The following is a 24,034-nucleotide window of genomic DNA, read 5'->3' as shown; positions in this document are numbered from 1 at the left end:
ATTAGATTTTAATATAAACTTTAGAAATCGTACTTTTGCAGACTATTTATATAAAAAAGAAAAAATTATGCAATCAAATTTTGTTGACTACGTAAAAATCAATTGTAGAGCCGGACACGGTGGTGCGGGTTCAGCAAGTTTGCATCGCGAAAAATATATCGATAAAGGAGGTCCAGATGGTGGTGATGGTGGTCGTGGTGGTAATATTACGATTGTTGGTAATTCTAACTTTTGGACTTTATTAGAATTTCGTTTTAAAAGACATTTCCGTGCAAAAAATGGTGGTCGTGGTGGTAAATCACGTTCTACTGGTGCAGACGGAGAAGATATTATTTTGGATGTTCCGATTGGTGTTATTGCCAGAGATGAAGAAGGAAACATTATTGGAGAAATTACGGAAGATGGTCAAGCATTGATTATCGCAAAAGGAGGAAAAGGAGGTTTAGGAAACTGGAATTTTCGTTCTGCAACACGTCAAACTCCTCGTTATGCACAACCAGGTTTAGATGGTGATGAGTTACAAGTAACATTAGAGTTAAAAATATTAGCCGATGTAGGTTTAGTAGGTTTTCCGAATGCTGGGAAATCAACTTTATTATCTGCTGTTTCTGCTGCAAAACCAAAAATCGCAGATTATGCGTTTACAACGCTTACGCCTAACTTAGGAATTGTAGAATATCGTAATCATAAGTCATTTGTAATGGCGGATATTCCTGGAATTATAGAAGGTGCTGCCGAAGGAAAAGGTCTTGGACATCGTTTCTTACGTCATATTGAACGTAATTCTACATTATTATTCTTAATTCCTGCAGATGCGGAAGATTACGGAAAAGAATATGATATTTTGTTGAATGAGTTAACGAAATTTAATCCAGAATTGTTGGATAAAGACCGTGTTTTAGCAATTTCTAAATCAGATATGTTAGATGATGAATTAAAAGCTGAAATTTTAGCACAATTACCAACAGATATTATTACAACTTTTATTTCGTCTATCACAGGAGAAGGAATCACAGAATTGAAAGATATTTTGTGGGATAAGTTACATGAATAATTAACTATTAAAGATAAAATAAATGTTTGGAAATTTTGGAGACATCATGGGAATGATGGGGAAAATTGGTTCAATTAAAGATAAATTCTCTGATTTGAAAAATGATTTGGAAGGAGAAGTTTTTACAACGACATCTAACGATGGAAAAGTGAAAATTACGATGTCTAAATTAGCTACAGTAAAAGATATTGAATTAGCTGAAGGTATGGATAAAGAAGAAATTGAAGATTTGTTGGTAATGACGTTAAACAAAGCCTTAGAGCAAGTAAAAACCGAAGCCATAGATCGTGCAAAGAAAACAGCACAAGAAAATTTACCTAATATTCCTGGATTACCTTTCTAATCACTTAGAAAATATAAAACAATAAAAATCCCTGAAAGTAAACTTTCAGGGATTTTTTCTTGTATCAAAAATAATTATTTACTTGATGATTAATTTAGATGTTGATTGTCCTTCGTCAGAAGATACTTTTACAACATAAACACCAGCAGGTAATTTTGTGTCAATTTGTTTTTTGAAATTACCAGAAGCATTTTCAGAAGAAGTGTAAACAGTTCTTCCATTCAAATCGATAATTTCTACACTAACTTTACCAGATGTTTTTTGCTCTATTGTAAAACTTCCGTTTGATGGATTAGGATAGATTAAAGATTTTTTTGCGTCTAATTCTTTTGTAGCTAAAGTTCCTGTCGAGAATTTTTTAACTGCTAAATAGACATTGTCTACAGCTTCTATCATAATATAACCATTTGTTACATCTTTTGCATTTGCAGGTAAAGCAAAGTTTGCAGTTCCTGTATTGTCTACAACACCCAATTCTTCGAAAGTACTACCATTATCCCAAGAGATAGATACTTTTACTTTAGCAGTATTTACAGGCGCTATATTAGTATTTGCAACATTCCAAGTTACATCAAAATTAGATGCATTAAGCATTAACTTATTGTCTGTATCATTTGGTGTATTTACAATAAATGGACCAGCAGCATTAGAAGCTATAATTTTTACAGATGCAGTATTTGTTTGAGGACCTTGAGGATTATAATCTCTTGCTGTTACAGTAAAATCATAATTTCTTGCAACAGATGTTACCGATTCCCAAACCGAATTTCCTGTACCTGTATGTAATAGTTTATTTGTTAAGATAGCACTAAATTTAGGAAAATATCTATATGTTTCTTTAACTGGTGCAAAAGATCTAAAGTTTGGACCAACTGTTTTGGTTTGTTTTACTCTACTATTACCATCTTCAGTAGTAGAATTTCCTGAATTGTTTTGTTCCCATGTTGTTAAAAAAGCATCATTTTCTGCATCAGTAATTTTTGCATCTAATTTAAAAGCTGTTGAAATAGGAATAGTATAACTAGTTTTTACTAATTCAATTTTTGGAGGTGTATTTAAAATAGGTTTTTGAATACCACACGTTTTATTTTTTAGATTATTCTGAACTTGTAAAATACTTCTATATGTAAAATAATCATCAGAATTTGATTGTACATTATATGCTGTGATTCCTGCATATCCCATGATTGTAGATCCACTTCCTGGTTCTACGTTAACTCCAGTTCCTTCGTAAATATGAGAATAAGTATGGTTTGCACCAATTTGATGTCCTATTTCATGTGCAACATAATCAATGTCGAATTTATCTCCAGATGGAATACCATTCGAAGGAGAAGTCATACCACTTCCTTTTCCATCAGGAAAATCTGTGTCACAAATACATCCAATACATCCTGCATTACCACCGCCTCCACTAGAACCAAAGAAGTGTCCTATATCATATTTTGCTTCACCAAAACTATTTGTCAGGTAAGATTGTAGTTCTACTTGCCAAGTTGATAAGTAGTATGGAGCACCACCATAAGTAGGGTCGTCACTCATTCCTTTTGAGGGAGCCGAATATGGATCTGTAGTAGAATCGGTAAAAATCAAATCATTCGTATCATCTACAAGCTGAAAGTTAAGCGCCATATCTTTTTCAAAAACACCATTTACACGTGTCATTGTATTTGTCATAGCAGCTAAAGCTTTTTCCTTTGTACCTCCAAAATAAGCAGTGTATTCACCAGGGACAGAAAGTGCTAAACGATATGTTCTAAATACTTTATCATTTGCTTTATTAGCTATATTTACAGACTCATCATTTGTTTGATGTTTAGATATCAACTCGTTTGTAGAGCAAACAAAGTTACTACTTGCTTTACTAGAGCTATGTACTTCATAAAAAGTATTACCATTTACATCATGAGAGTCTATAAAATCAGAATTTCCATCATTTCTAAAAATAGAAGAACTAAATCCTAATGGAGTTACACTAAATCTTAAGTATACAGAAGGATCTTCTAAATTTTTACCAACGTAAGATTTGATATTAGGATATTTCTCCTGTAATTTAGGTGATAAAATTGAAGCTTCCCATACCATGAATTTTTGAATATTTCCGTCAGAAGTAGGAATATCAATAACAGCTCCAGTTTGACTACTTGTACTAGAAGGTGCTGATGCTAATTTATTTTTTAAATTAGTAGCATCCATAGAATAGACTTTAGAATTATTAAATTCTGAGTTGGAGTTTTTGCTTTTTAAAATATTATTTGAAACTTGTGTCCAATTTTGAGCATTTGCAGAATTGAAAAAAGTTAAAACTGATAATGTGAATAAAAATTTTTTCATTAAAAAAGGGTTAATTATATTTGGGTTATATAGAATAATTATAAAATTAATATTTTTTTATGAAACTTAACATATTATTATCATGCTTTTTAATTTTAACTGCATGTCAAAAAAATAATTATTTAGAGAATGAAAAAGATTCTCTATCTAAGATAGAAAGAACAGAATCGTCTAGAAGGGGAAGTTACACGATTGGACTAAATAAGGATGTTATTTATTTAATCCAACATGAGAATGACACGTTAAATAAACGAAATGTTAAAAACGAATGGAGAGAAATTAATAATTTGATGAATGGAATTTCTTTTAATAAAATTGAAGAAATAAAATCTCCAAGTCAATCTTTTATGCGTGATGGAGCAGCCGCAACTTCTATCAAATTTGATACAAAGGACTCTATATTTTCTACAAACAAATATGATAAAGGAAATCCGGCAACAGATTTAAAGAAATTAGATGATTATTTGACTAAATTATCCGAATCATTGTCAAAATAATCTTCATTATCTTTTTCATTCAAAGCGTTGAGATATTCAGCTTTTTCACGCTCTTGTTCTAGATAAGTATTCCATAATTGTTCTTCGCGAGGATCATAATAATTTTCTTGATCCCATTTAGGACTTTCTTTTTGTGGACCAATTTTTCTGAATAAATAAGCGAAAAAAGCACCAGTTATAAACCCGCTTAAATGTCCTTCCCAAGAAATAGAATTATTTCCAACTTCGGATTTTAATTGTGGTAAAATTTCTTGTGGAACCATGCCCCAAATCATTCCGCCATATAAAACAATTATAATCAAAGAAACAGCCATTAAACCTCGTTCTTTACGAATAACTCCACTGAAAAATATAAAGGAAGCCAATAAATATACAATTGTACTTGCGCCGATATGACAACTTACATGATCGTCTAAAAAAGGAGGATTTCCGATAATCCAAAGTAAAATTCCAGAAATTATCCACCCAAAGAAAATAACATAATATGCTAATCTATCGTATAATAACAAAGCTAAAAAGCTAAGAAAAGCCAAAGGAAAAGTATTACTCAAAATATGTTTCCAACCAGAATGAAAAAGAGGAGAAAAAAGAATTCCTTTTAGTCCGACAAATGTTCGCGGAATAACACCATAACACCCACTTGTTTCGTATCCATTTATCTGAAACAGAAAAATAATCCACATAGGAATTAGAAGTAATACAGGAATTACAAGAGTTTTTTTAGGAAATGGATAATTCATAAAAGTGATTTGTAAAATCCTTTTCAATCTTTATTCCCTTTCAAAAAATATGACAAATATGGTTAAATTACGACTTATAGCGCGCCATAATTTCTTTTGCAAGTAACCTCCAATCTGTCCATTTTATACCATTTTTGTTATTTTGAACCGCAATTTTATGTTGATAATTCAAATGCTTAAGTACTTCTTTGTAGGCTTTTAACAAATTATAACTTGGGTCGTAAATATGTGTAGCTTCAGAATTTGCACCGTTAATTTCGAGTATGACAAAATTTCCGTTCTGAAAATTTTCTAAATTTTTTGCTTTTAAATCAATTCTTCCATAAAAAAAGCCATCTATGTTTTTAGCAATTTTATCAATTGTTTTTTCAAGTTGAATTGTTTTTAAATGACTTCCATCCAAAAAAATTGTACCACGACTATGGTTTCCAATTGGTTCTATTAATTTTTGTTCGCCATTTGCTAAAATCAGAAAAAGATGGGTTTTATAACGTTCAAACAAATAATCTTTACGGTAAAATGCACGTAAATTTTGATTGATTAATTCTTTGAAAGTTGATTTTCCATCGCCAGTAAATGTTAAAAATTCTTTTGTTGTAATTGAGATAATTTTTCCATTTTTTTCATTCGGTAATCTGACATAAAAAACACCAAATTCAAATTTAGAATTGAAGTATTCTTGTAAAATTAATTCGCGATTATTTTGTAGAATATACGTTTCCCAATCGCTTTTATTTCTGATTAATTCTACGCCAATTCCACGTTCTCCAATATTTGGTTTTGCAATAAAAGGAAAATCAAATGGAATTTTTTGCGAAGTAAATTCTTCAAAGAAAACTGTTTTTGGTTTATACTTTTCTTCAATTTGATTAAGAAGATCAATCTTAGGATAATTCATAAAACCACCCCATTTTATACCTGGGTTTACTGCACAAAAATAAGCAGGAGCACCAGCACGAAATATTTTGTAAATATACCAAGGCGTTAATGGTCCATAAAATAGCCAAAACGACCAAAATTCATATCGTGTCCACTTTGTTATTTTTGGATTCATTTGTTATTTTGAGGATTTTTTAATGAATATTTATTTGCGTCATCTTCAGAAAACATAATAGTCAAATGGTCTGCCCAATAATAAGGATTTCCATTTTCTCTCAATTCTAGTGTAGAAATCCATATATTTTCTCCTTCAAAATTAATTTCCCAAGTCAAAGGCAAACGAATATGTGTTTTTCTTCCTATTGGAATTAAATAATTAAAAACCTTTTGCAAAGATTGACTTTCACTTTCATCCCAGTAAACTTTTATTGCAGAAATAGTTTTTCCAATTATATTTTTCCAATTAATATTATCAGAAACTTGAATTAGTTTATATCCCTCTTTTGTTTCTAATTCAAAGATTTCAATAAAACCAATTCCATAACTTTCGAATTCATTATCCCAAAAAAGTTGAATAAGTTTTCCGTTTGAAAATTTCATAATGACATTCATGTCAATCGAATGAATTATTTTAGAAAATTCCCAATATTTCTTATTTTCCTCGTAATTAATTTCTTCATAAAAAATCGCTTCAATTTTTTGTCCAATAAAAGTTGAAATAATTCTGTTATGATAGTTTACTTCTTTTGTTATTTTAGAATTCATTTTTCTTGTTTTTGAAAATGAAGAGTAGAGGATGCAATACCAAAATTTGTAGGGATTTTAACGGTAGGAAAAGTTGTTGTTAGAGCAATTTTAAGAATAGCAAAATGATGAATACTATGATCAAAACAATACATCAACTCACGTTGATTTGTAGATTCGATAAGAAAAGAATCGTTGTAATAATTTTGTTTTAGTTTGATTTTTTTAGTCAAATCCAACTGTGAAATTTTATCATTTAAGTGATTAATAATATTCAAACTTTCAATAACAGAAGTTTCCCATAAATAGTTGCGATTACGCTCATCATAACAAACACAATTATTTTGTTGTGCTTCTATAAAACAGTAATAAAACTCAATAATATGTCGAAAATGTTGACCAATTGTTCCATTCGAAATAATTTTCAATTCTTTTTGATACATTTCATCATCAAATTGTAAAAGAATCGATTTTATTTCGCTAAAAGAATGTGCTATTGTTTTTTGAATACTCATAAATCTATGCAAAGATAAATTTTTACATTTGAAGTAAATTGAAAAATGAGATGTGTATAATCAGTTTTTATAGAAAGAAAGATCAATTTATTTTAACGCACAACAGAGATGAGGAAATAAATCGTAATTCTTCAAAAGAAATTATAGAACAAAAACGATTTAATAAAACCTATTTTTCACCTGTTGATGAGCGTGCAAAAGGAACATGGATTTTTTATTCGGAAGAATTTATTGCGTGTATTCTGAATGGTGGAGAAGAAAAACCAATTCATTTTAAAGAACATTATAAAGAAAGTAGAGGAATTATTTTATTAGATATATTAAAGTATAATTCTGTAAAAGAATATATTGAGACTGAAAATTTGTCAGACATTGCACCTTTTACAATTTTTGTATTTGAAAGAAAAAATAAAAATGCGTACCTTTTGTATTGGAACGAAAATGAATTGAAGATAGATGATGTTTCTAATCAAGAAATAGTAACATGGTGTTCGTCGACACTTTATTCGACTTCGCGTAGGAGAGAAGTTGATGGTATTTTTAAGTTGAATAAAGATTTAGAAACGACACAAATTCTGGAGTTACACGATTCATTAAAAATGAATAAAGGAGATATATACGACTTTTTAGCAACAACATCTATTTCTCAAATCATTGCGAATCATTCAAAAATTGATATGAAATATTGTCAGTTATTTTAGATTTAGTAGACAATAATTGTATATTTTTAGGAATCATTAAATCAATACTTACAAAGGCATAATTTATGCTAGTATAAATCAGAATAATTATATTTGTTAAAGACAGCTTAAATAAATGAACGATAACTTCTCACAACAAGTAAAGGACGTTATTTCTTATAGTAAGGAAGAAGCGTTGAGATTAGGCCATGACCAAATAGGAACGGAACACCTTCTGTTGGGAATTATTCGCGACGGTGAAGGTAAAGCAATTTCAGTCTTAGAGGCATTGAATGTAGATTTAGACGAAATGCGTCAAAAAATTGAAAACCTAAATCCTCCAAAAGAAACAGATGGTAATAGTATAAAGAATTTGAGTTTGACAAAACAAGCTGAAAGAGCGTTGAAAACAACATTTCTAGAAGCAAAATTGTTTAAAAGTCCAACTGTAAATACAATTCATCTTTTATTATGTATTCTTCGTAATGAAAACGATCCGATTACAAAATTGATGAATAAACTTGATATTGATTATAATACAGTAAAAGAGGAATTTAAATTTCAATTTCAAGACGAAGAGATTCAATCGCCGCGTGCAGAGAATCCTTCTTTTGATGGAGGAGATTCTGATAATGATTTTGAACGTGCATCAACAAGTAAAACAACGTCAAAAAGTAAAACACCAGTTTTAGATAACTTTGGACGAGATTTAACGGCAGCTGCACAAGAAGGAAAATTAGATCCAGTGGTTGGACGTGAAAAAGAAATTGAGCGCGTGTCGCAAATTTTATCACGTCGTAAAAAGAACAATCCATTGTTAATTGGAGAACCAGGAGTAGGTAAATCTGCAATTGCAGAAGGTTTGGCATTACGTATTATACAACGTAAAGTTTCGCGTGTATTGTTTAATAAACGTGTTGTAACTTTAGATTTAGCATCTTTGGTTGCAGGAACTAAATACCGCGGTCAATTTGAAGAACGTATGAAAGCCATCATGAATGAATTAGAGAAAAATGATGACATTATTCTTTTTATTGATGAGTTACATACAATTGTTGGAGCAGGAGGAGCTACAGGCTCGTTAGACGCTTCAAACATGTTCAAACCAGCATTAGCTCGTGGAGAATTACAATGTATTGGTGCAACAACATTAGACGAATATCGTCAGTACATCGAGAAAGATGGTGCTTTGGTACGTCGTTTTCAAAATGTAATGGTTGAACCAACATCACCAGAAGAAACATTACAGATTTTACATAATATAAAGGATAAGTACGAAGCGCATCACAATGTAAATTATACAGATGAGGCATTACAAGCTTGTGTTAGTTTAACAACACGTTATATTACAGATCGTTTTTTACCAGACAAAGCAATTGATGCTTTAGATGAAGCAGGTTCTCGTGTGCATATCAAGAATATAAAAGTTCCACAAGAAATTTTAGATCTTGAAGAAAAACTAGAAGAAGTTCGCGAAGAAAAAACAAAAGTTGTAAAATCACAGAAATACGAAGAAGCTGCTCGTTTACGCGATTCGGAAAAGCAAATTGAAAGTGATTTGAAACGCGCACAGGCACAATGGATGCAAGAATCAAAAGAAAATCGTGAAACGGTTACAGATGAAAATGTTGCAGAAGTTGTATCGTTAATGAGTGGTGTTCCTGTACATCGTGTTGCAGAAAAAGAATTGAAAAAATTAGCTCAAATGAATGAGTTAATGAAAGGAAAAGTAATTGGTCAAGACGAAGCTGTTAATAAAGTTGTAAAAGCTATTCAACGTAATCGTGCTGGATTAAAAGATCCAAACAAACCAATTGGTTCATTTATTTTCTTAGGAACAACAGGTGTTGGTAAGACACAATTAGCAAAAGTATTAGCAAAAGAGATTTTTGATTCTAATGATGCATTAATCAGAATTGATATGTCTGAGTATATGGAGAAATTTGCCGTTTCTCGTTTAGTTGGAGCACCTCCGGGCTACGTTGGTTACGAAGAAGGTGGACAATTAACAGAAGCTGTACGTCGTAAACCTTATGCAGTTATTTTGCTTGATGAGATAGAAAAAGCACATCCAGATGTTTTTAATATTTTATTACAAATTTTAGATGATGGACATGTAACAGACAGTTTAGGACGTAAAGTTGATTTCCGTAATACGATTATCATTTTAACATCTAACATCGGAACACGTCAATTGAAAGAGTTTGGAGATGGTGTTGGTTTTGGTACTTCAGCTAAAAAAGATACAGCTGATGAACGTGCAAAATCTACAATAGAAACAGCACTAAAACGTGCTTTTGCTCCAGAATTTCTAAATCGTATTGATGATATTATTTTCTTTAATTCATTATCAAAAGAAAATATCATGTCGATTATTGATATTGAATTGGCTAGTTTATTTGAACGATTAACTGCGCTTAATTATCATTTAGAATTAACTACAGAAGCAAAAGATTTTATTGCTGATAAAGGTTTTGATAAAGAATATGGTGCTCGTCCACTAAAACGTGCGATCCAAAAATATATCGAAGATCCGATGGCAGAAGAAATCATTAATGCAGAAATTAGCGAAGGAGATCATTTGTTATTAGAACTAAATGAAGCAAAAGATGGTGTTAAAATCTCTGTAAAAGAGAAAACACAAGAAGAAAAATCAGAATAATAACATTCTAAGTTTTTATATAAGAAAGTCTTAAATATTTTATTTAAGGCTTTTTTTTATTTGGCTAGTTTTGCTGTACATTTGTGCCAGCAAGCCACTTTGTCGCTGCGAATTTATTCGGAGAGGAAAGTCCGGACACCAGAGAGTAAGCATAGCGGGTAATGCCCGTCACTTCTTCGGAAGTAGGACAAGTGCAACAGAAAGTATGTACAGTTCGGCTGTAGTGAAACCAGGTAAACTCTATGCGGTGCAATGCCATGTATACCAGCAGTTAAGGGCTACTCGTCCGTTGCTGGGGGGTAGGCAGATGGAGATCTTGGGTAACTAAGGTTCTAGATAAATGACAAAGCATTACATTTGTAATGACAGAATCCGGCTTATCGGCTTGCTTTTATTAGATTGTAAGAAGTATAAAAATAAAAAAGGAGCTTATATTAAGCTCCTTTTTCATTTTATGAAATATTAGTTCTTATAACAAAGATTTTACTTTTTCTATAACTGCTGTAGAATCTATACCATATTTTTTCATTAAATCTGATGGTGTTCCAGATTCTCCGAAAGTATCGTTTACAGCAACAAAAGCTTGTTTTGTAGGTAATTTTTGTGCCAATACTCTAGCAACAGATTCACCTAAACCACCAAGAATATTATGTTCTTCTGCTGTTACAATTTTACCTGTTTTCTTTACAGAATTTAAGATGATTTCTTCATCTAAAGGTTTAATCGTATGAATATTAATTACCTCACAAGAAATTCCTTCTTTTTCTAATTCAGCCGCAGCAACCAAAGATTCCCAAACCAAATGTCCAGTTGCAACAATTGTTACATCCGTACCTTCGTTCATTAAGATTCCTTTTCCAATCTCAAATTTCTGATCAGCTGGAGTAAAAACAGGAACAGCAGGACGTCCGAAACGTAAATAAACAGGGCCTTCGTATTCCGCCACCGCAATTGTAGCTGCTTTTGTTTGGTTATAATCACATGGATTAATTACCACCATTCCTGGTAACATTTTCATTAATCCAATATCTTCTAACGTTTGGTGTGTTGCACCATCTTCTCCTAATGTTAAACCTGCATGTGATGCAGCAATTTTTACATTTTTGTTAGAATATGCGATAGATTGACGAATTTGATCGTACACACGAGCTGTAGAAAATTCTGCGAAAGTTCCAGTAAATGGAATTTTTCCACCAATTGTTAATCCGGCAGCAATACACATCATATTAGCTTCTGCAATTCCGATTTGGAAAAAACGTTCTGGATTTTCTTTGATAAATTGATCCATTTTTAATGAGCCAATCAAGTCAGCACATAATGCAACTACATTAGGATTTGTTCTTCCTAACTCTGTCAATCCGTCTCCGAATCCACTACGTGTATCTTTTTTTTCTGTGTATGTTAAGTCTATCATTTTTTTTGTTTTTTGTATTCGTTTTTGTATTCTTCTACTTCTGCTTTCTCATCAAATTGGAAAATGGAATCATCTGCTGAGATTTTTTTATTTTCTTTAGAATCTTCTTTTAACATAGCTTCTAAAGTTTCAACTTTTTCTAAAATTATTTGTTGTCCAACGCGGTAAATCAAACCTTTCAGATTTAGTTCAGAATTAATAAATGGAACTGTATTAATGTTAGAATTTGTATCGATACAAATTTCTGTTCCTTCATCTTGTTCATTATTTTTATTGTAAACGTTATAAATTTCGCACGTTTTGTTCAAGATTGTATCTTTTTGACCAGTTCTATTCGCAACATAACTATTTCCGATTTCGGAACTCGTTAAACTTGGATTGTCAGTTGTTAAAAAAACATTTCTTAATAAATCTTTTGTTCCTTCAAAATCAATTTTGAATACTTTCGGATTTTTTTCTTCGCTATAAACAGAATACATATTGTCTCCAATTTTTAACGAAGCAAGATTTCCCATCGGAGTTTGCGTTATCATCAGATGTGCATTGTAATCTTTGGTTGAAAAAATATTAAGATAATCTGAATAAAAATCATTTTTGATTCGATATTGTACAATGTTTTCAAATTTATACGTTTGCATTTGTGCAAAGGTTAAAGTTGCAATAAATATAAAAATTAAGCTAAACAATTTTTTCATGATGAATTAGTTTAGATAATGATTAATCTAAAGAATTAAGGAAAGTTGTTAATTTTTCTTTGTCGTCTTTTGTCAGTTTATCTGATTTATTGTTTATTTCTAAAACACTTTTGCGTAATGCGTTTATAGTGCCGCTTAAACTTACACTTCCACTTTCATAAATATACAAATCGCATGTTTGCCCTACATAATTGTAAACTAAATTACCCAAATCTTTATCAGAAAATGTTGGTATCTTCGTTTTCAAATCAGTACAATGTTTTGGTGCAACTTTCAGATATTCTTTTACATCAGGATTTTCTATAGCTAAACTAACTACGCTAATATCGTCTGTTTTGTAAGTTGATGTATAAGGTTCGTAAGCTTCTGCATCTAAAGCATCAACTGCTTCTGCGTATGCAGAATCTGCAGCGACTGCGGCATCTTCATAATCAGGATTTGAAACTAGTTTGAAATCATTTGCATCTTCGTAAAATTTCTTGAAAAGTTTATTTAATTCTTTTGCTTCGCTACTGTTTACCAAACCGTTTTTCTTGTATTGTTTGATAATTTGCTTTGTAGAACCTTCGACAGTTTTTAATGCTTTTGTACGTTCGTAATCAGGATTTCCATCGTAATCATCGTCTTTCTGAACTATACCATAACCCAATGAAGCAATTGTATTGAATACTGAATTTACATTTTCGTTTTCAGAAGTTGCATAAGAGTAGTATCCAATTAATGGATCATCATAACGATTATCTGACATTGCATATTCAGAAGCAATTGCTGCAGAATCTACAGCTGCATTTGCGTACAACTGTTGGTATTCTTCTTTACTTTTTACAATTTCTACGTTAAATTTTTCGATTTCTTTTTTATCATCAAAACTAATTTTTGCAGAAGAGTTAGAAATTTCATTTATTGTAAATCCATTAAAATTTCCGTCATCTAAACGTATTAAAAGACCTTTAAGATTTGCTTTTGGAACTAAAAAAACAATATTATTGATTTGATTTTTTTGATCAACACAAATTTTGGTCTTCGTTTCTTCTACTTCTTTTTTTGATATTATTTCAAATTCATTACACGTGTATCCATTGATGGTTTGTGTAGAATTTAAATTATTTATTGAAGAAAAATCTCCAATAAAATTATCATCATAAGGTTGTAAATCTTTATCTTCTACTCCTTCATAATAAGTAGGAACTTTGATACTCAATCTATTTTCTAATGAATTGGTATAAACATTGAAAACACGGTTATTTTGAATGAAAAAAGATTCTTGATTAAATGTATTTCCAGTAGAGGTGTAGTAACTAGTAACACCACTAAAAGTTCCTAATAAAGCATCTTTTGAGATATAATTAAAAAAATATATATCTTTATTAGTGAAATAAGCCGAATATTCGTCTGGAACGCTAATTTTATATGAAACTTTTTTGTCAAACGTATATGTTTTTTCTTGTCCAAAAGCTGTCAAAGAACACAGTGCGATTAAAGAATAAAATAAATTTCTCATAGTATAGTGGTGGTTTTTTTGATTAGTAATCAGTTAATTCCGTTTCAGGATTTTGATTTAAAGCATTTTCTAATTGCTCATCATTAGGAGCTTTACCATGCCAAGAGTGGCTTCCCATCATATAATCTACTCCATTACCCATTTCTGTGTGTAATAAAATAGAAACTGGTTTTCCGTTTCCTGTTAATGATTTTGCTTCATCTAAAATGGTAAGAATTTTTTCTAAATTGTTTCCATCTTTTTCTTCTAAAACAATCCATCCAAAAGCTTCTAATTTAGCTTTAAGATCGCCTAATGGTAAGACTTGGTCCGTGTCTCCATCTATTTGACGTCCGTTATAGTCTATTGTAGCAATTACGTTATCTACTTTTTTTCCTGCAGCGTACATAAAAGCTTCCCAAACCTGACCTTCTTGTAATTCACCATCACCGTGTAATGTGTAAACTAATTTGTTGTCGTTGTTCAGTTTTTTTGCTTGTGCAGCGCCCAAAGCAACAGATAAACCTTGTCCTAAAGATCCAGAAGCGATTCTGATTCCAGGTAAACCTTCGTGTGTTGTTGGGTGTCCTTGTAGACGAGAATCTAATTTTCTGAATGTTGCTAATTCGCTAACAGGGAAATATCCCGAACGAGCTAAAACGCTGTAGAAAACTGGTGAAATGTGTCCGTTTGATAAAAAGAATAAATCTTCTCCTTTTCCGTCCATAGAGAAATCTGTAGAATGTGACATTACATTGCCATATAATGCAGTAAGAAATTCTGCGCAGCCTAATGAACCACCTGGATGTCCACTGTTTACGGCATGTACCATTCTCAAAATATCTCTTCTTGTTTGTTGTACTTGTGTTTGAAGTTCTTGAAGTGTCATTGTTTGTTTATATAATTTGAACAAAAATAATTCTTTTTTATACGCCAAAAAAATCATTGAACATAAATCACTACAAATAGGGAATAGATTTTACAGAAGATTTGAAAATAAAAAAATATGAATGAAATTATTAATAATAACCCGTTGTTCATTTTGCTAATTTTAGCAATTAAATCGTTAATTCGAGTGTGATTCTGAAAGAATTTTTTATCGAGAATAAGATTTTAGAAGATAAGATTCTATTCTCGATACAATTTTTATTCATTCTTGTACTGAGTTTATCGAAGTGTCATTTCTAAAAATCACTCGAACTGACGAATTTTAATTTAAAATGCACAAGAGAATAATAAAAGTTAATCTATATCTGCTGAATATTGAGATTATAAATAAATATGTAAAATAAGTCTAAAGGTTATAAAATTTGATGTGATTTTTTTTGGCTTATTTTATGCTATTACTATTTCATTAATTTTTTTTAAAAAAATAAAACTATGAAAAAGAAACTATTATCAATCGTTTCAGTTCTTTTTGTAACAGTAATGATAAATGCTCAAACTGTAAAAGAAGATGCTAAAAAAGATGTAAAAGCCGTTACTAATGCTGTAGATAAAGGAGCAAAAGCAACTAAGGAAGGAGTGAAAGATGGAGCAGAGTGGACAGCTGAAACTGTAAAGAAAGGAGCGAAAGCAACCAAGGAAGGAGTAAAAGATGGTGCAGAATGGACAGCTGAAATTGCTAAGAAAGATGCAAAAGCAACTAAAAAAGGATTGAAAAAGGCAAAAAAATGGACTAAAAAAACAGCTAAAAAAGGAGCAGATGCAGTAAGTGATACTTATAAAGATGTTAAAAAAGATATCAAAAAAAAATAAGTTGAATATATTAGATAAATAAAAGACGAAGAAATATCTCCGTCTTTTATTTATTCTTAAATTATTTGTCTACATGCCATTCGCCACGATGTGGAATAAGCGCATCACGAACTTTCAACATTTCCGATTCTACAACAACCAAATAAGCGACAGCATATTCTGGTTCAACTTCTACAAATTCTGAAATTGAGTTTTGTAAATTTTCTTTTTCAGCGTATTGTTTCAAATGAATTGCATGATGTTTAGCCGTTGGTATAGCATCAGGACCATAAAAATCCCAGATTAATTTTAATTTCTTTTCCATTTAATTCAATTCTTTTTGACGATTAGAACTTACCAACCATAATCCGATAAATGTTAATAAACCATTTAAGATGATTAATTCTACTCCAATTCTATACTCACTAAAATTTATGACTAATTCGTTGATAATATAAGTAAATATAGGCGCTAAAATTGCCACAGTGATGATAGAATATTTTTTGTAAATATTTCGTTTAGTCAAAATTCCGAATGCAAATAATCCTAACAATGGTCCATACGTGTAACCTGCAACCTCCATCACGAGATACACAATAGATTTATTGTTAATAACCTTGAACATCATAATTAAGATAAAGAAAACGATTGTAAAAATTAAATGAACTCTAATTCTGATTTTCTTTTTTTCTTTTTCAGTCTTCGTATTGTCTTCATTAATGTTCAATAAATCGACACAGTACGAACTTGTAACGGCTGTTAATGCACCATCGGCAGAAGGAAATAAAGCAGAAATAAGTCCAATGATAAAAATAATAGAGATAATCATAGGAAAATGACTTCCAGATAAAGACAAAGCAGGAAACATGTCGTCACCCATAATATTTTGTGTACTTTGCGCCATAAAGAAACCATCTGCACTATAAGATCCACCTTCTTGCATTGCGTATAAATAAAGCAAACCACCTAAGAAAAGGAAGGCTAAATTAACAATAAGCAAAGTTCCAGCAAACGTCAACATATTCTTTTTTGAGTTCTGTAAATTATCAACCGAAATATTTTTTTGCATCATTTCTTGGTCAAGCCCAGTCATTGCAATTGTAATAAACATTCCACCTAAAATAGTTTTCAAAAAAAATGTTTTCGAGTTTGGATCAAGATTAATAAAATGTGTGTAATTTTTTGCTTGCATTACTTCGTAAGCCTCTCCAATAGATAGATTGAGATGCGATAGGATAAACCAAATACAAGCAATCAAACTAATAATCATAAAAGAAGTTTGTAAAGTATCTGTCACAACAATTGTTTTTACACCACCCTCAAAAGTATATAACAATATCATTAATAATAAGATAAACGTTGTTACCCAGAATGGAACGCCTAAATCATCTAACAAAAAGATTTGTAAAACATTAACGACTAAATATAAACGAGCGGTTGCGCCAATTCCACGTGAAATAATGAAGAAAACCGAACCTATTTTGTGCGCTTCAACATTGAAACGTTTGCCCAAATAAGTATAAATCGAAGTCAAATTCATGCGATAATACAACGGAAGTAATACGCCAGCTACAATAAAATAACCAAGGAAAAATCCGATAACCATCATATAATATTCGAATCCGCCATAAATGTATTCAGAACCAGTAAGTTTTCCGACAGTTCCCGGAACGGATATAAATGTTACACCACTTAAACTTGTTCCTATCATTCCGAAAGCAACCAACCACCATTTACTTTTTTTATTTCCGTTAAAGAATGATTGATTATCCGAATTTCTACTTGTGAAATACGAGATGATTAAAAGTCCTACAAAGTATACAATTACACAAAGGAGTAAAATTGTTGAGTTCATAATTTATTAGAGTAAATATTTTCAAATTTACTATTTTTGAACATATCACGACATATTAATTTTTAGGAGATATAATTGTAAATTTGTTGTACTTAATTTTTTGAAATGAATTACCCAAGTAAGGTCTTAGAGAAAGCTGTAGAAGAAATGTCAAATTTACCAGGAATAGGAAAAAGAACGGCTTTACGACTGGTTTTACACATGCTAAATAGACCAAAATCACAAACTGTCGCTTTGTCCGAAGCTCTTTCACATTTGATGGTTGATATAAAATATTGTCAACATTGTCATACAATTTCTGACCAAGATATTTGCGAAATTTGTCTTAATCCGTTGCGTGACGAATCCGTGATTTGTGTGGTAGAAGACGTGCGTGATGTGATGGCAATAGAAAACACAGGACAATTTAAAGGTAAATATCACGTTCTAGGAGGAAAGATTTCACCTATGGAGGGAGTTGGACCTGGACAATTAAATATTCAAACTTTAATTGACCGCGTTCAGAATGAGAGTGTGAAAGAAATAATTTTTGCTTTAAGTTCTACAATGGAAGGTGATACAACGGTTTTCTATTTGTATCGACAATTAAAGAATACACAAATTATTTTTTCGACAATAGCAAGAGGTTTAGGAGTAGGTGATGAGTTAGAATATGCAGATGAGGCAACATTGGTTCGCTCTATTCAGCATCGAATACCGTACACCGAAAATAAATTTTAATGAAATTATCAATTGTTATTGTAAGTTATAATGCACCTAAACATTTAGAAATTTGTCTTGATTCGTGTCAAGAAGCACTTAAGAATTTTGAAGGTGAAATTATAGTGGTCGATAACAATTCGTCAGAAATTGATTTTTTGTCATTAAAAAAAAACTATCCTAATGTTAACTATTTACTACAATCAGAAAATTTAGGATTTGCAAAAGCGAATAATATTGGTGTAGAAAACGCATTGGGCGATTATATTTTGATTCTTAATCCTGATACAATTATTCCCGAAGATATATTTCCTAAATTAATCGATTTTCATCAATCCAAAGAAAAGATAGGATTAGTTGGTGTTCGTTTAATTGATACAAATGGAAACTTTCATCCCGAATCTAAGCGTAATATTCCGACAGCTAAAAACTCATTTTCGAAGCTTTTTAAAAGATTTAATTCATCGACAGTTAATAATTATTATAAGTTAGAAGTTGATGAATTTGAAACTGCACCTTGCGAAATTTTGGTTGGTGCTTTTATATTCACAACAAAGCAAATTTATAAGCAAATTGGCGGATTTGACGCTCACTATTTTATGTACGGAGAAGACATTGATATTTCGTATAGTGCAGAATTAGCAGGATACACAAATTGTTATATAGGTGATATTACAGTTTTACACTACAAAGGCGAGAGTACAAAACGAGATAAAAAATATTTTAAAATATTTTTTGAAGCGATGATGATATTTCTTTCTAAATATTACCAAAAAAACTGGATAAATTATCAAGTTTTAAGAAGTGGTATTGCACTGAAATATTTGATTTCGATAATAAAATTTAATTTCTCAAATGAATCTAATCGAATAAAAGTTGAGGTAAATAAAAATGAGTTGAATTGGATAAATCAACTTTCTGAACTTAAAAATCAAAGCAAACAAAACATTGTTTTAGACGCTGAACGATTTTCTTATAAAGAAATATTGTCGACTATATCGCAATACAACTCATCAAATACTTCTTTTTATATTCATCCCAAAAACAAAAATTATGTAATTGGAGATGACAAAAAGATTATTCGTATTTAGATTATTTTTTAGCTACGCTATCTTTTTTTTCTGCAACATGTGTTTCTACAGTTTTTGTAGAATCTTTAGCTTCTGCTTTTTCTTCGTGTTTAGCTTCTTTTGAATGTCCTTCATGTGCTTCTTCAGCAGCATGAGTTTTATGGTGCATTTCTTCAGCAGTAGCAGTTTCGTGTTCTAATTTAACTACACCGTGATTAACACCTGGCTTAGAATTACAAGAAGTTGCAAATGCAGCTAAAGCTATTATAAGAGTTAATTTTTTCATGTCGTACAAAATTTATTGTAAGGATATATTATGTTTGATAATTGTTTTGACAAAATTAGTTAAAAACATTGAGTTAATTAACTGATTTATTTCAATAGTGCAATTTTCTGAATTCCACCTTTTGTTTTATCTCCAACTTTTACATTTATCTCAGTTCCTAATGGTAAAAAGATATCTACACGAGAACCAAATTTGATGAAACCGTACTCTTTTCCAGCAACAGCATCATCATTCTCTTTACTATAACAAACAATTCTACGTGCAACAGCACCTGCAATTTGTCTAAATAATATTTTTGTATGATCTGCATTTTCTACAACTACAGTTGTTCTTTCATTCAATTCTGATGATTTTGGATGAAATGCAACCAAAAATTTACCTGGATGATATTTAGAATAAATAACTTTTCCATTTACAGGATAACGAGTGACATGTACATTAAGTGGTGTCATGAAAATAGAAAGTTGAATACATTTTTGATTCAAAAATTCGCTTTCATAAACTTCCTCTAATACCACTACTTTTCCATCAACTGGTGCAATGACACAATTTTCTGATGAATCAGATTCTCGAATTGGATTACGGAAAAACCAAACAATAAATCCATATAAGATCCATAATGGTAATGCAAAGAATAATCCATAAACTGGGAAAAAGTAATTTAATACTCCCGTTAAGATTGCAAATAAAATTAGGCAACCAATTAAAATAGCTGTTCCTTCTCTGTGAAGCTTCATAAAGTATATACTAGTAAATAATATAAATAGATAAATGGAACGACAAATATAAAACTATCTAGCCGATCTAAAAAACCTCCGTGACCTGGAATTAAATTACTACTATCTTTTACATCGAAAAAACGTTTTAATTTAGATTCTGTCAAATCACCAATTGGACCTAAAGCAGCTACAATTAACCCGATAATCATCCAATTACCGTGTAAGTTTTCTCCAAAATATTTTTGAATCAAAAATCCTGTTAAAATTGTAAAAACAATTCCTCCAAAAAAGCCTTCCCATGTTTTTGCACCAGAAATTTTTGGTGCCAATTTATGTTTTCCAATTAAGTTTCCTGTTAAATAGGCAAATGTATCGCTACACCAAAGTAATAAAAAAACAAAGAATACTTCGTAGTGCATTACCTTTTCTCCTAAGTTGTAATCAAAACTAGGTAAAGTTAGTGCTAAAGCGAATGGAGCAATAATGTAGGTTAAGCCTAAAGTTGCTTTTCCAAAATCGTTTAATAATTCATTTGTAGATTTAAATATGATATAAATACTAAAAACAAATAAAACAGGTATAATAAAGTAAAGACTTTTTAAGTGAAAATAATAATGATTAGAAGTTTCGAAGGCTTCTAAAAATTCTTTTCCATAATAACCATATACAATTAAGGCAGCTAATAAAGCTCCTAATTGATAAATTTTAGAAGTAAGTTTTGTGATTTTAAAAAATTCGTACAAACAAAAAAGTCCAAAAACGATCATCAAAGTAATTAATCCTTTTGGATGGATTGTTGTGCCTAGAAATATAATAATCGCGTAGATAAGTCCAGAGAAAGCTCTAATTGCTAAATTTTTCATGGTTATTCTTCAACCAATAACAAATAAATATTCTTCGCATTCTGTACATTTGGAAATTTGTGCATATTTTTTCCTCGAATCGAAGTAATTTTAGATGGAAGATTGTCTTTTTTTAGTGTTCGTAATTTTTGTAAAGCCGCGCCAACATTTTCAACAAGTTGCGAAGGGCGTGCATAGATAATAAAATTTGTCGGAAAATCGTCTATATTTCTTCCACAAGTTTGATGAGCCGAAAGCATAATACTACCATCAAAAGCAATTAAGAATTCGCAATTAAGAAAACTTAATGTGTAGCGAGAATCGTTTAGTTTTTCTACAAAAGGCACATCTATAGTTGTTAAGATTTGCTGCAATTGTTTGTCTAAACAAATCAACTCAGTTACGTTTTCGTATTTTACAATTTCTTTTAAATTCTGAAAAGCCTCGTCATTATTATCGCAAAATAGAAAATGTCCACCACCAGCATTAAAATTGGTCGCGAAAATTTCGTCCATAGAAGCATTACTCTCAGTATAATTCGGGTGAAATAAATCAATATGATTTTCCTCCGATTTATTCTCAGATTGTTGATTTGCTTTTTTTAGTAGGTTTTTAATTGCTTTCCACATGAATACTCATGATTTAATGCGAAATTACATAATTTAATTTTAAAGATAATGAAAATTGTCAATATAATAATAAGCAAAAAAAAAATCGTCTAAATAAGACGATTTTTTTAACAGTATTGATTATTTTTTAAATATCATTTCCAGATTCTGGTTGAATAACTTGTTCTGGATTTGCATTAATTGCATCTTCCTCTTGTTGTTCAACTTTATCTAACTCGTTTACAAATTCTCTTTTTCCGAAAATTTCTTCTAAGTCTTCTCTAAAAATAACTTCTTTTTCTATTAATTTATCAGCTAAAATATCTAGTTTATCACGATTTTCTACTAAAATTTGTTTTGCTCTTTCGTATTGCGCTTCAATCATTGCTTTAACTTCTTGATCTATGATTTGAGCTGTTTTTTCTGAATATGGTTTACTAAAGCCGTATTCATTTTGTCCAGAAGAATCATAGTAAGATACGTTACCAATTTCTTTGTTCAGACCATAGATACTAATCATTGCAGAAGCTTGTTTCGTCACTTTTTCTAAATCGCTTAATGCACCAGTAGAAATATTACCTAATACAACTTGCTCTGCAGCACGACCACCCATTGTCATACACATTTCGTCTAACATTTGTTCTGTCGTTGTAATTTGTCTTTCTTCTGGTAAATACCAAGCTGCACCTAAAGAACGTCCACGTGGAACTATTGTTACTTTGATTAGTGGAGCTGCGTGCTCTGTTAACCAACCAATAGTTGCATGACCTGCTTCGTGATAAGCGATACGTCTTTTTTCTGAAGGTTTGATAACTTTACTTCTTTTCTCTAATCCACCAATAATACGGTCGACAGCATCTAAGAAATCTTGTTTTTCTACAACTTCTTTGTTTTTACGCGCAGCAACTAAAGCTGCTTCGTTACAAACATTAGATATATCTGCACCAGAAAAACCTGGCGTTTGTTTTGCTAAAAATTCTACTTCAACATCTTCTCCTAATTTTAAAGGACGTAAATGAACTTGAAAAATTTCTTTACGTTCGTTTAATTCAGGTAAATCAACATTGATGATACGGTCAAAACGACCTGGACGTAATAATGCTTTATCTAAAACGTCCGAACGGTTTGTTGCTCCAATTACAATAACGTTAGATTCTGTACCAAAACCATCCATTTCTGTTAATAATTGGTTCAATGTATTTTCGCGTTCGTCGTTAGATCCTGTAAAATTAGATTTTCCACGTGCTCTACCAATTGCATCAATCTCATCAATAAAAATAATTGATGGTGATTTTTCTTTAGCATTTTTGAATAAGTCACGAACACGAGATGCACCAACACCTACAAACATTTCAACAAAATCTGAACCTGATAAAGAGAAAAATGGAACTTTAGCTTCACCAGCAACTGCTTTTGCTAATAAAGTTTTACCAGTACCCGGAGGTCCTACTAATAATGCTCCTTTTGGAATTTTACCACCCAATTTTGTGAATTTATCAGGGTTTTTTAAGAATTCTACAATTTCTTCGATTTCTTCTTTTGCTCCTTCTAAACCAGCAACATCTTTGAATGTTGTTTTGATGTGATCATCTCCTTCAAATAATTTAGCTTTAGATTTTCCTACTGAGAAAATTCCTCCGCTTCCACCTGCAGATCCTCCAGCGCCCATTTTTCTAAATAAAAAGAAATAGATTAAGCCAAAGAAAATTAAAGTTATAAAAAGATTAGTGAATAAGCTACTAAATCCGCTTGAGACAACCGTATTTAGTTTTGCTGTTTTATTTGGGCTTTTTTCAACATTAGCATAAAAATCTTTTTCAAAATTTCCTGCATCAGCTACATTAAATGTAAAGTTTGCTGAAGGACCTCCAAAACTAGATAAACCGTTGTCAGTTTTCTTGAATTTTTTAAACTCTTCTTTATTTAGAGCTTCGTCTGTCAAAAAAATATTTACTCTACCAGTTTCCTTTTCTAAATCAGCTTCTTTTACGTAGCCTTTTTGTACATAGCTAAGGAAAGTCGTACGGTCTATATTTTTGGTTGGACCACCCATTCCGCCAATATTATCAGAAAATAATAAAAAGGCAATCAGCAATAACCCAATAATGGCATAAATCCACGTAGGATTAAACCCCGATGGTTTAAAATTATTTTTTTTCAATTTATTTTGGTTTCAGTTTT

General features: G+C 31.0%; 24 protein-coding genes and 1 other RNA gene. 9 read left to right on the top strand and 16 right to left on the bottom strand.

All coding sequences use genetic code 11. The features are described 5' to 3' along the window. The first annotated feature begins 67 nt into the window (after nt 1-67). Entirely contained in the window at nt 68-1,054 is a 987-nt protein-coding gene (gene obgE / locus RSC72_RS02290; protein WP_332546446.1) for a GTPase ObgE, read from the top strand. A gap of 22 nt (nt 1,055-1,076) precedes the next feature. Further along, on the top strand, nt 1,077-1,397 hold the full coding sequence (locus RSC72_RS02285; protein ID WP_332546444.1) for a YbaB/EbfC family nucleoid-associated protein: 321 nt from the start codon (nt 1,077-1,079) through the stop codon (nt 1,395-1,397). Between the two features lie 78 nt (nt 1,398-1,475). On the opposite strand, the gene RSC72_RS02280 is transcribed toward RSC72_RS02285, so the two are convergent. Then, nucleotides 1,476-3,731 (bottom strand): zinc-dependent metalloprotease, encoded by a 2,256-nt coding sequence (locus RSC72_RS02280; protein WP_332546442.1) that lies wholly within the window; start codon nt 3,729-3,731, stop codon nt 1,476-1,478. A gap of 59 nt (nt 3,732-3,790) precedes the next feature. On the opposite strand from RSC72_RS02280, the gene RSC72_RS02275 reads away from it, so the two are divergent. Continuing rightward, nucleotides 3,791-4,228, top strand: a complete 438-nt coding sequence (locus RSC72_RS02275; RefSeq protein WP_332546441.1) for a hypothetical protein — start codon at nt 3,791-3,793, stop codon at nt 4,226-4,228. Here RSC72_RS02275 and RSC72_RS02270 read toward each other — a convergent pair. From RSC72_RS02270 to RSC72_RS02255, 4 genes are all read right to left on the bottom strand, one after another. Then, nucleotides 4,192-4,968, bottom strand: coding sequence for a rhomboid family intramembrane serine protease (locus RSC72_RS02270; protein ID WP_332546439.1), 777 nt, complete (start codon nt 4,966-4,968; stop codon nt 4,192-4,194). The two genes, RSC72_RS02275 and RSC72_RS02270, sit on opposite strands and share 37 nt — an antisense overlap. Before the next feature lie 67 nt (nt 4,969-5,035). Continuing rightward, entirely contained in the window at nt 5,036-6,022 is a 987-nt protein-coding gene (locus RSC72_RS02265) for a D-alanine--D-alanine ligase (protein WP_332546437.1), read from the bottom strand. Continuing rightward, nucleotides 6,019-6,612 (bottom strand): hypothetical protein, encoded by a 594-nt coding sequence (locus RSC72_RS02260; protein WP_332546436.1) that lies wholly within the window; start codon nt 6,610-6,612, stop codon nt 6,019-6,021. Before RSC72_RS02260 ends, RSC72_RS02265 begins: the two co-directional genes overlap by 4 nt. Next, a complete protein-coding gene (locus tag RSC72_RS02255; RefSeq protein ID WP_332546434.1) occupies nt 6,609-7,106 on the bottom strand; it encodes a hypothetical protein in 498 nt (165 codons plus the stop codon). Before RSC72_RS02255 ends, RSC72_RS02260 begins: the two co-directional genes overlap by 4 nt. 50 nt (nt 7,107-7,156) lie before the next feature. Between RSC72_RS02255 and RSC72_RS02250 the strand changes: the two genes are divergently transcribed. The 3 genes from RSC72_RS02250 (at nt 7,157) to rnpB (ending at nt 10,844) form a co-directional block, all read left to right on the top strand. After that, entirely contained in the window at nt 7,157-7,807 is a 651-nt protein-coding gene (locus tag RSC72_RS02250; protein ID WP_332578399.1) for an NRDE family protein, read from the top strand. Nucleotides 7,808-7,922: 115 nt separating this feature from the next. Further along, the gene (locus RSC72_RS02245) at nt 7,923-10,448 is read left to right on the top strand and encodes an ATP-dependent Clp protease ATP-binding subunit (RefSeq protein ID WP_332578398.1); all 2,526 of its coding nucleotides are present in this window, start codon (nt 7,923-7,925) and stop codon (nt 10,446-10,448) included. 86 nt (nt 10,449-10,534) lie between these two features. Further along, nucleotides 10,535-10,844: RNase P RNA component class A (rnpB, locus tag RSC72_RS02240), an RNA gene on the top strand. Between the two features lie 73 nt (nt 10,845-10,917). Here the strand turns inward: rnpB and RSC72_RS02235 are convergent. Genes RSC72_RS02235 through RSC72_RS02220 form a run of 4 tightly spaced genes read right to left on the bottom strand, consistent with a single transcriptional unit; the run spans nt 10,918 to nt 14,926 of the window. Further along, a complete protein-coding gene (locus RSC72_RS02235) occupies nt 10,918-11,859 on the bottom strand; it encodes a transketolase family protein (RefSeq protein ID WP_332566137.1) in 942 nt (313 codons plus the stop codon). After that, entirely contained in the window at nt 11,859-12,557 is a 699-nt protein-coding gene (locus RSC72_RS02230; protein ID WP_332566130.1) for a hypothetical protein, read from the bottom strand. The genes RSC72_RS02235 and RSC72_RS02230 overlap by 1 nt, the downstream gene beginning before the upstream one ends. A 22-nt stretch (nt 12,558-12,579) precedes the next feature. Continuing rightward, complete coding sequence (locus RSC72_RS02225; protein WP_332566131.1) at nt 12,580-14,058, bottom strand: hypothetical protein; 1,479 nt, start codon at nt 14,056-14,058, stop codon at nt 12,580-12,582. A 22-nt stretch (nt 14,059-14,080) separates the two neighbouring features. Further along, the gene (locus tag RSC72_RS02220; RefSeq protein ID WP_332566132.1) at nt 14,081-14,926 is read right to left on the bottom strand and encodes a transketolase; all 846 of its coding nucleotides are present in this window, start codon (nt 14,924-14,926) and stop codon (nt 14,081-14,083) included. Between the two features lie 491 nt (nt 14,927-15,417). On the opposite strand from RSC72_RS02220, the gene RSC72_RS02215 reads away from it, so the two are divergent. Beyond that, nucleotides 15,418-15,795, top strand: coding sequence for a hypothetical protein (locus tag RSC72_RS02215; RefSeq protein ID WP_332547026.1), 378 nt, complete (start codon nt 15,418-15,420; stop codon nt 15,793-15,795). Nucleotides 15,796-15,856: 61 nt separating this feature from the next. On the opposite strand, the gene RSC72_RS02210 is transcribed toward RSC72_RS02215, so the two are convergent. Beyond that, a complete protein-coding gene (locus RSC72_RS02210) occupies nt 15,857-16,099 on the bottom strand; it encodes a hypothetical protein (RefSeq protein WP_332547024.1) in 243 nt (80 codons plus the stop codon). Then, nucleotides 16,100-17,629, bottom strand: a complete 1,530-nt coding sequence (locus tag RSC72_RS02205; protein ID WP_332547022.1) for a sodium:solute symporter — start codon at nt 17,627-17,629, stop codon at nt 16,100-16,102. 105 nt (nt 17,630-17,734) lie between these two features. Between RSC72_RS02205 and recR the strand changes: the two genes are divergently transcribed. Both recR and RSC72_RS02195 read left to right on the top strand, forming a co-directional pair. After that, nucleotides 17,735-18,349, top strand: a complete 615-nt coding sequence (gene recR, locus RSC72_RS02200) for a recombination mediator RecR (protein ID WP_332547021.1) — start codon at nt 17,735-17,737, stop codon at nt 18,347-18,349. Beyond that, nucleotides 18,349-19,419, top strand: a complete 1,071-nt coding sequence (locus RSC72_RS02195; RefSeq protein ID WP_332566134.1) for a glycosyltransferase family 2 protein — start codon at nt 18,349-18,351, stop codon at nt 19,417-19,419. The genes recR and RSC72_RS02195 overlap by 1 nt, the downstream gene beginning before the upstream one ends. Nucleotide 19,420: 1 nt before the next feature. Here RSC72_RS02195 and RSC72_RS02190 read toward each other — a convergent pair whose 3' ends face one another. The 5 genes from RSC72_RS02190 to ftsH form a co-directional block, all read right to left on the bottom strand. After that, nucleotides 19,421-19,684 (bottom strand): hypothetical protein, encoded by a 264-nt coding sequence (locus tag RSC72_RS02190; protein ID WP_332547099.1) that lies wholly within the window; start codon nt 19,682-19,684, stop codon nt 19,421-19,423. A gap of 86 nt (nt 19,685-19,770) precedes the next feature. Beyond that, the gene (locus RSC72_RS02185) at nt 19,771-20,421 is read right to left on the bottom strand and encodes a phosphatidylserine decarboxylase family protein (protein ID WP_332547101.1); all 651 of its coding nucleotides are present in this window, start codon (nt 20,419-20,421) and stop codon (nt 19,771-19,773) included. Continuing rightward, nucleotides 20,418-21,266 (bottom strand): phosphatidate cytidylyltransferase, encoded by an 849-nt coding sequence (locus RSC72_RS02180; RefSeq protein ID WP_332566135.1) that lies wholly within the window; start codon nt 21,264-21,266, stop codon nt 20,418-20,420. The genes RSC72_RS02185 and RSC72_RS02180 overlap by 4 nt, the downstream gene beginning before the upstream one ends. 2 nt (nt 21,267-21,268) lie before the next feature. After that, complete coding sequence (locus RSC72_RS02175) at nt 21,269-21,874, bottom strand: hypothetical protein (RefSeq protein ID WP_332544686.1); 606 nt, start codon at nt 21,872-21,874, stop codon at nt 21,269-21,271. A 127-nt stretch (nt 21,875-22,001) separates the two neighbouring features. Beyond that, complete coding sequence (ftsH, locus tag RSC72_RS02170) at nt 22,002-24,014, bottom strand: ATP-dependent zinc metalloprotease FtsH (RefSeq protein WP_332566136.1); 2,013 nt, start codon at nt 24,012-24,014, stop codon at nt 22,002-22,004. Between the last annotated feature and the right edge of the window lie 20 nt (nt 24,015-24,034).

It is taken from the genome of Algoriella sp., assembly GCF_036647415.1.
In the GTDB taxonomy this organism is placed as follows: Bacteria; Bacteroidota; Bacteroidia; order Flavobacteriales; family Weeksellaceae; genus Empedobacter.
This window is presented reverse-complemented; position numbering and strand designations above follow the sequence as displayed.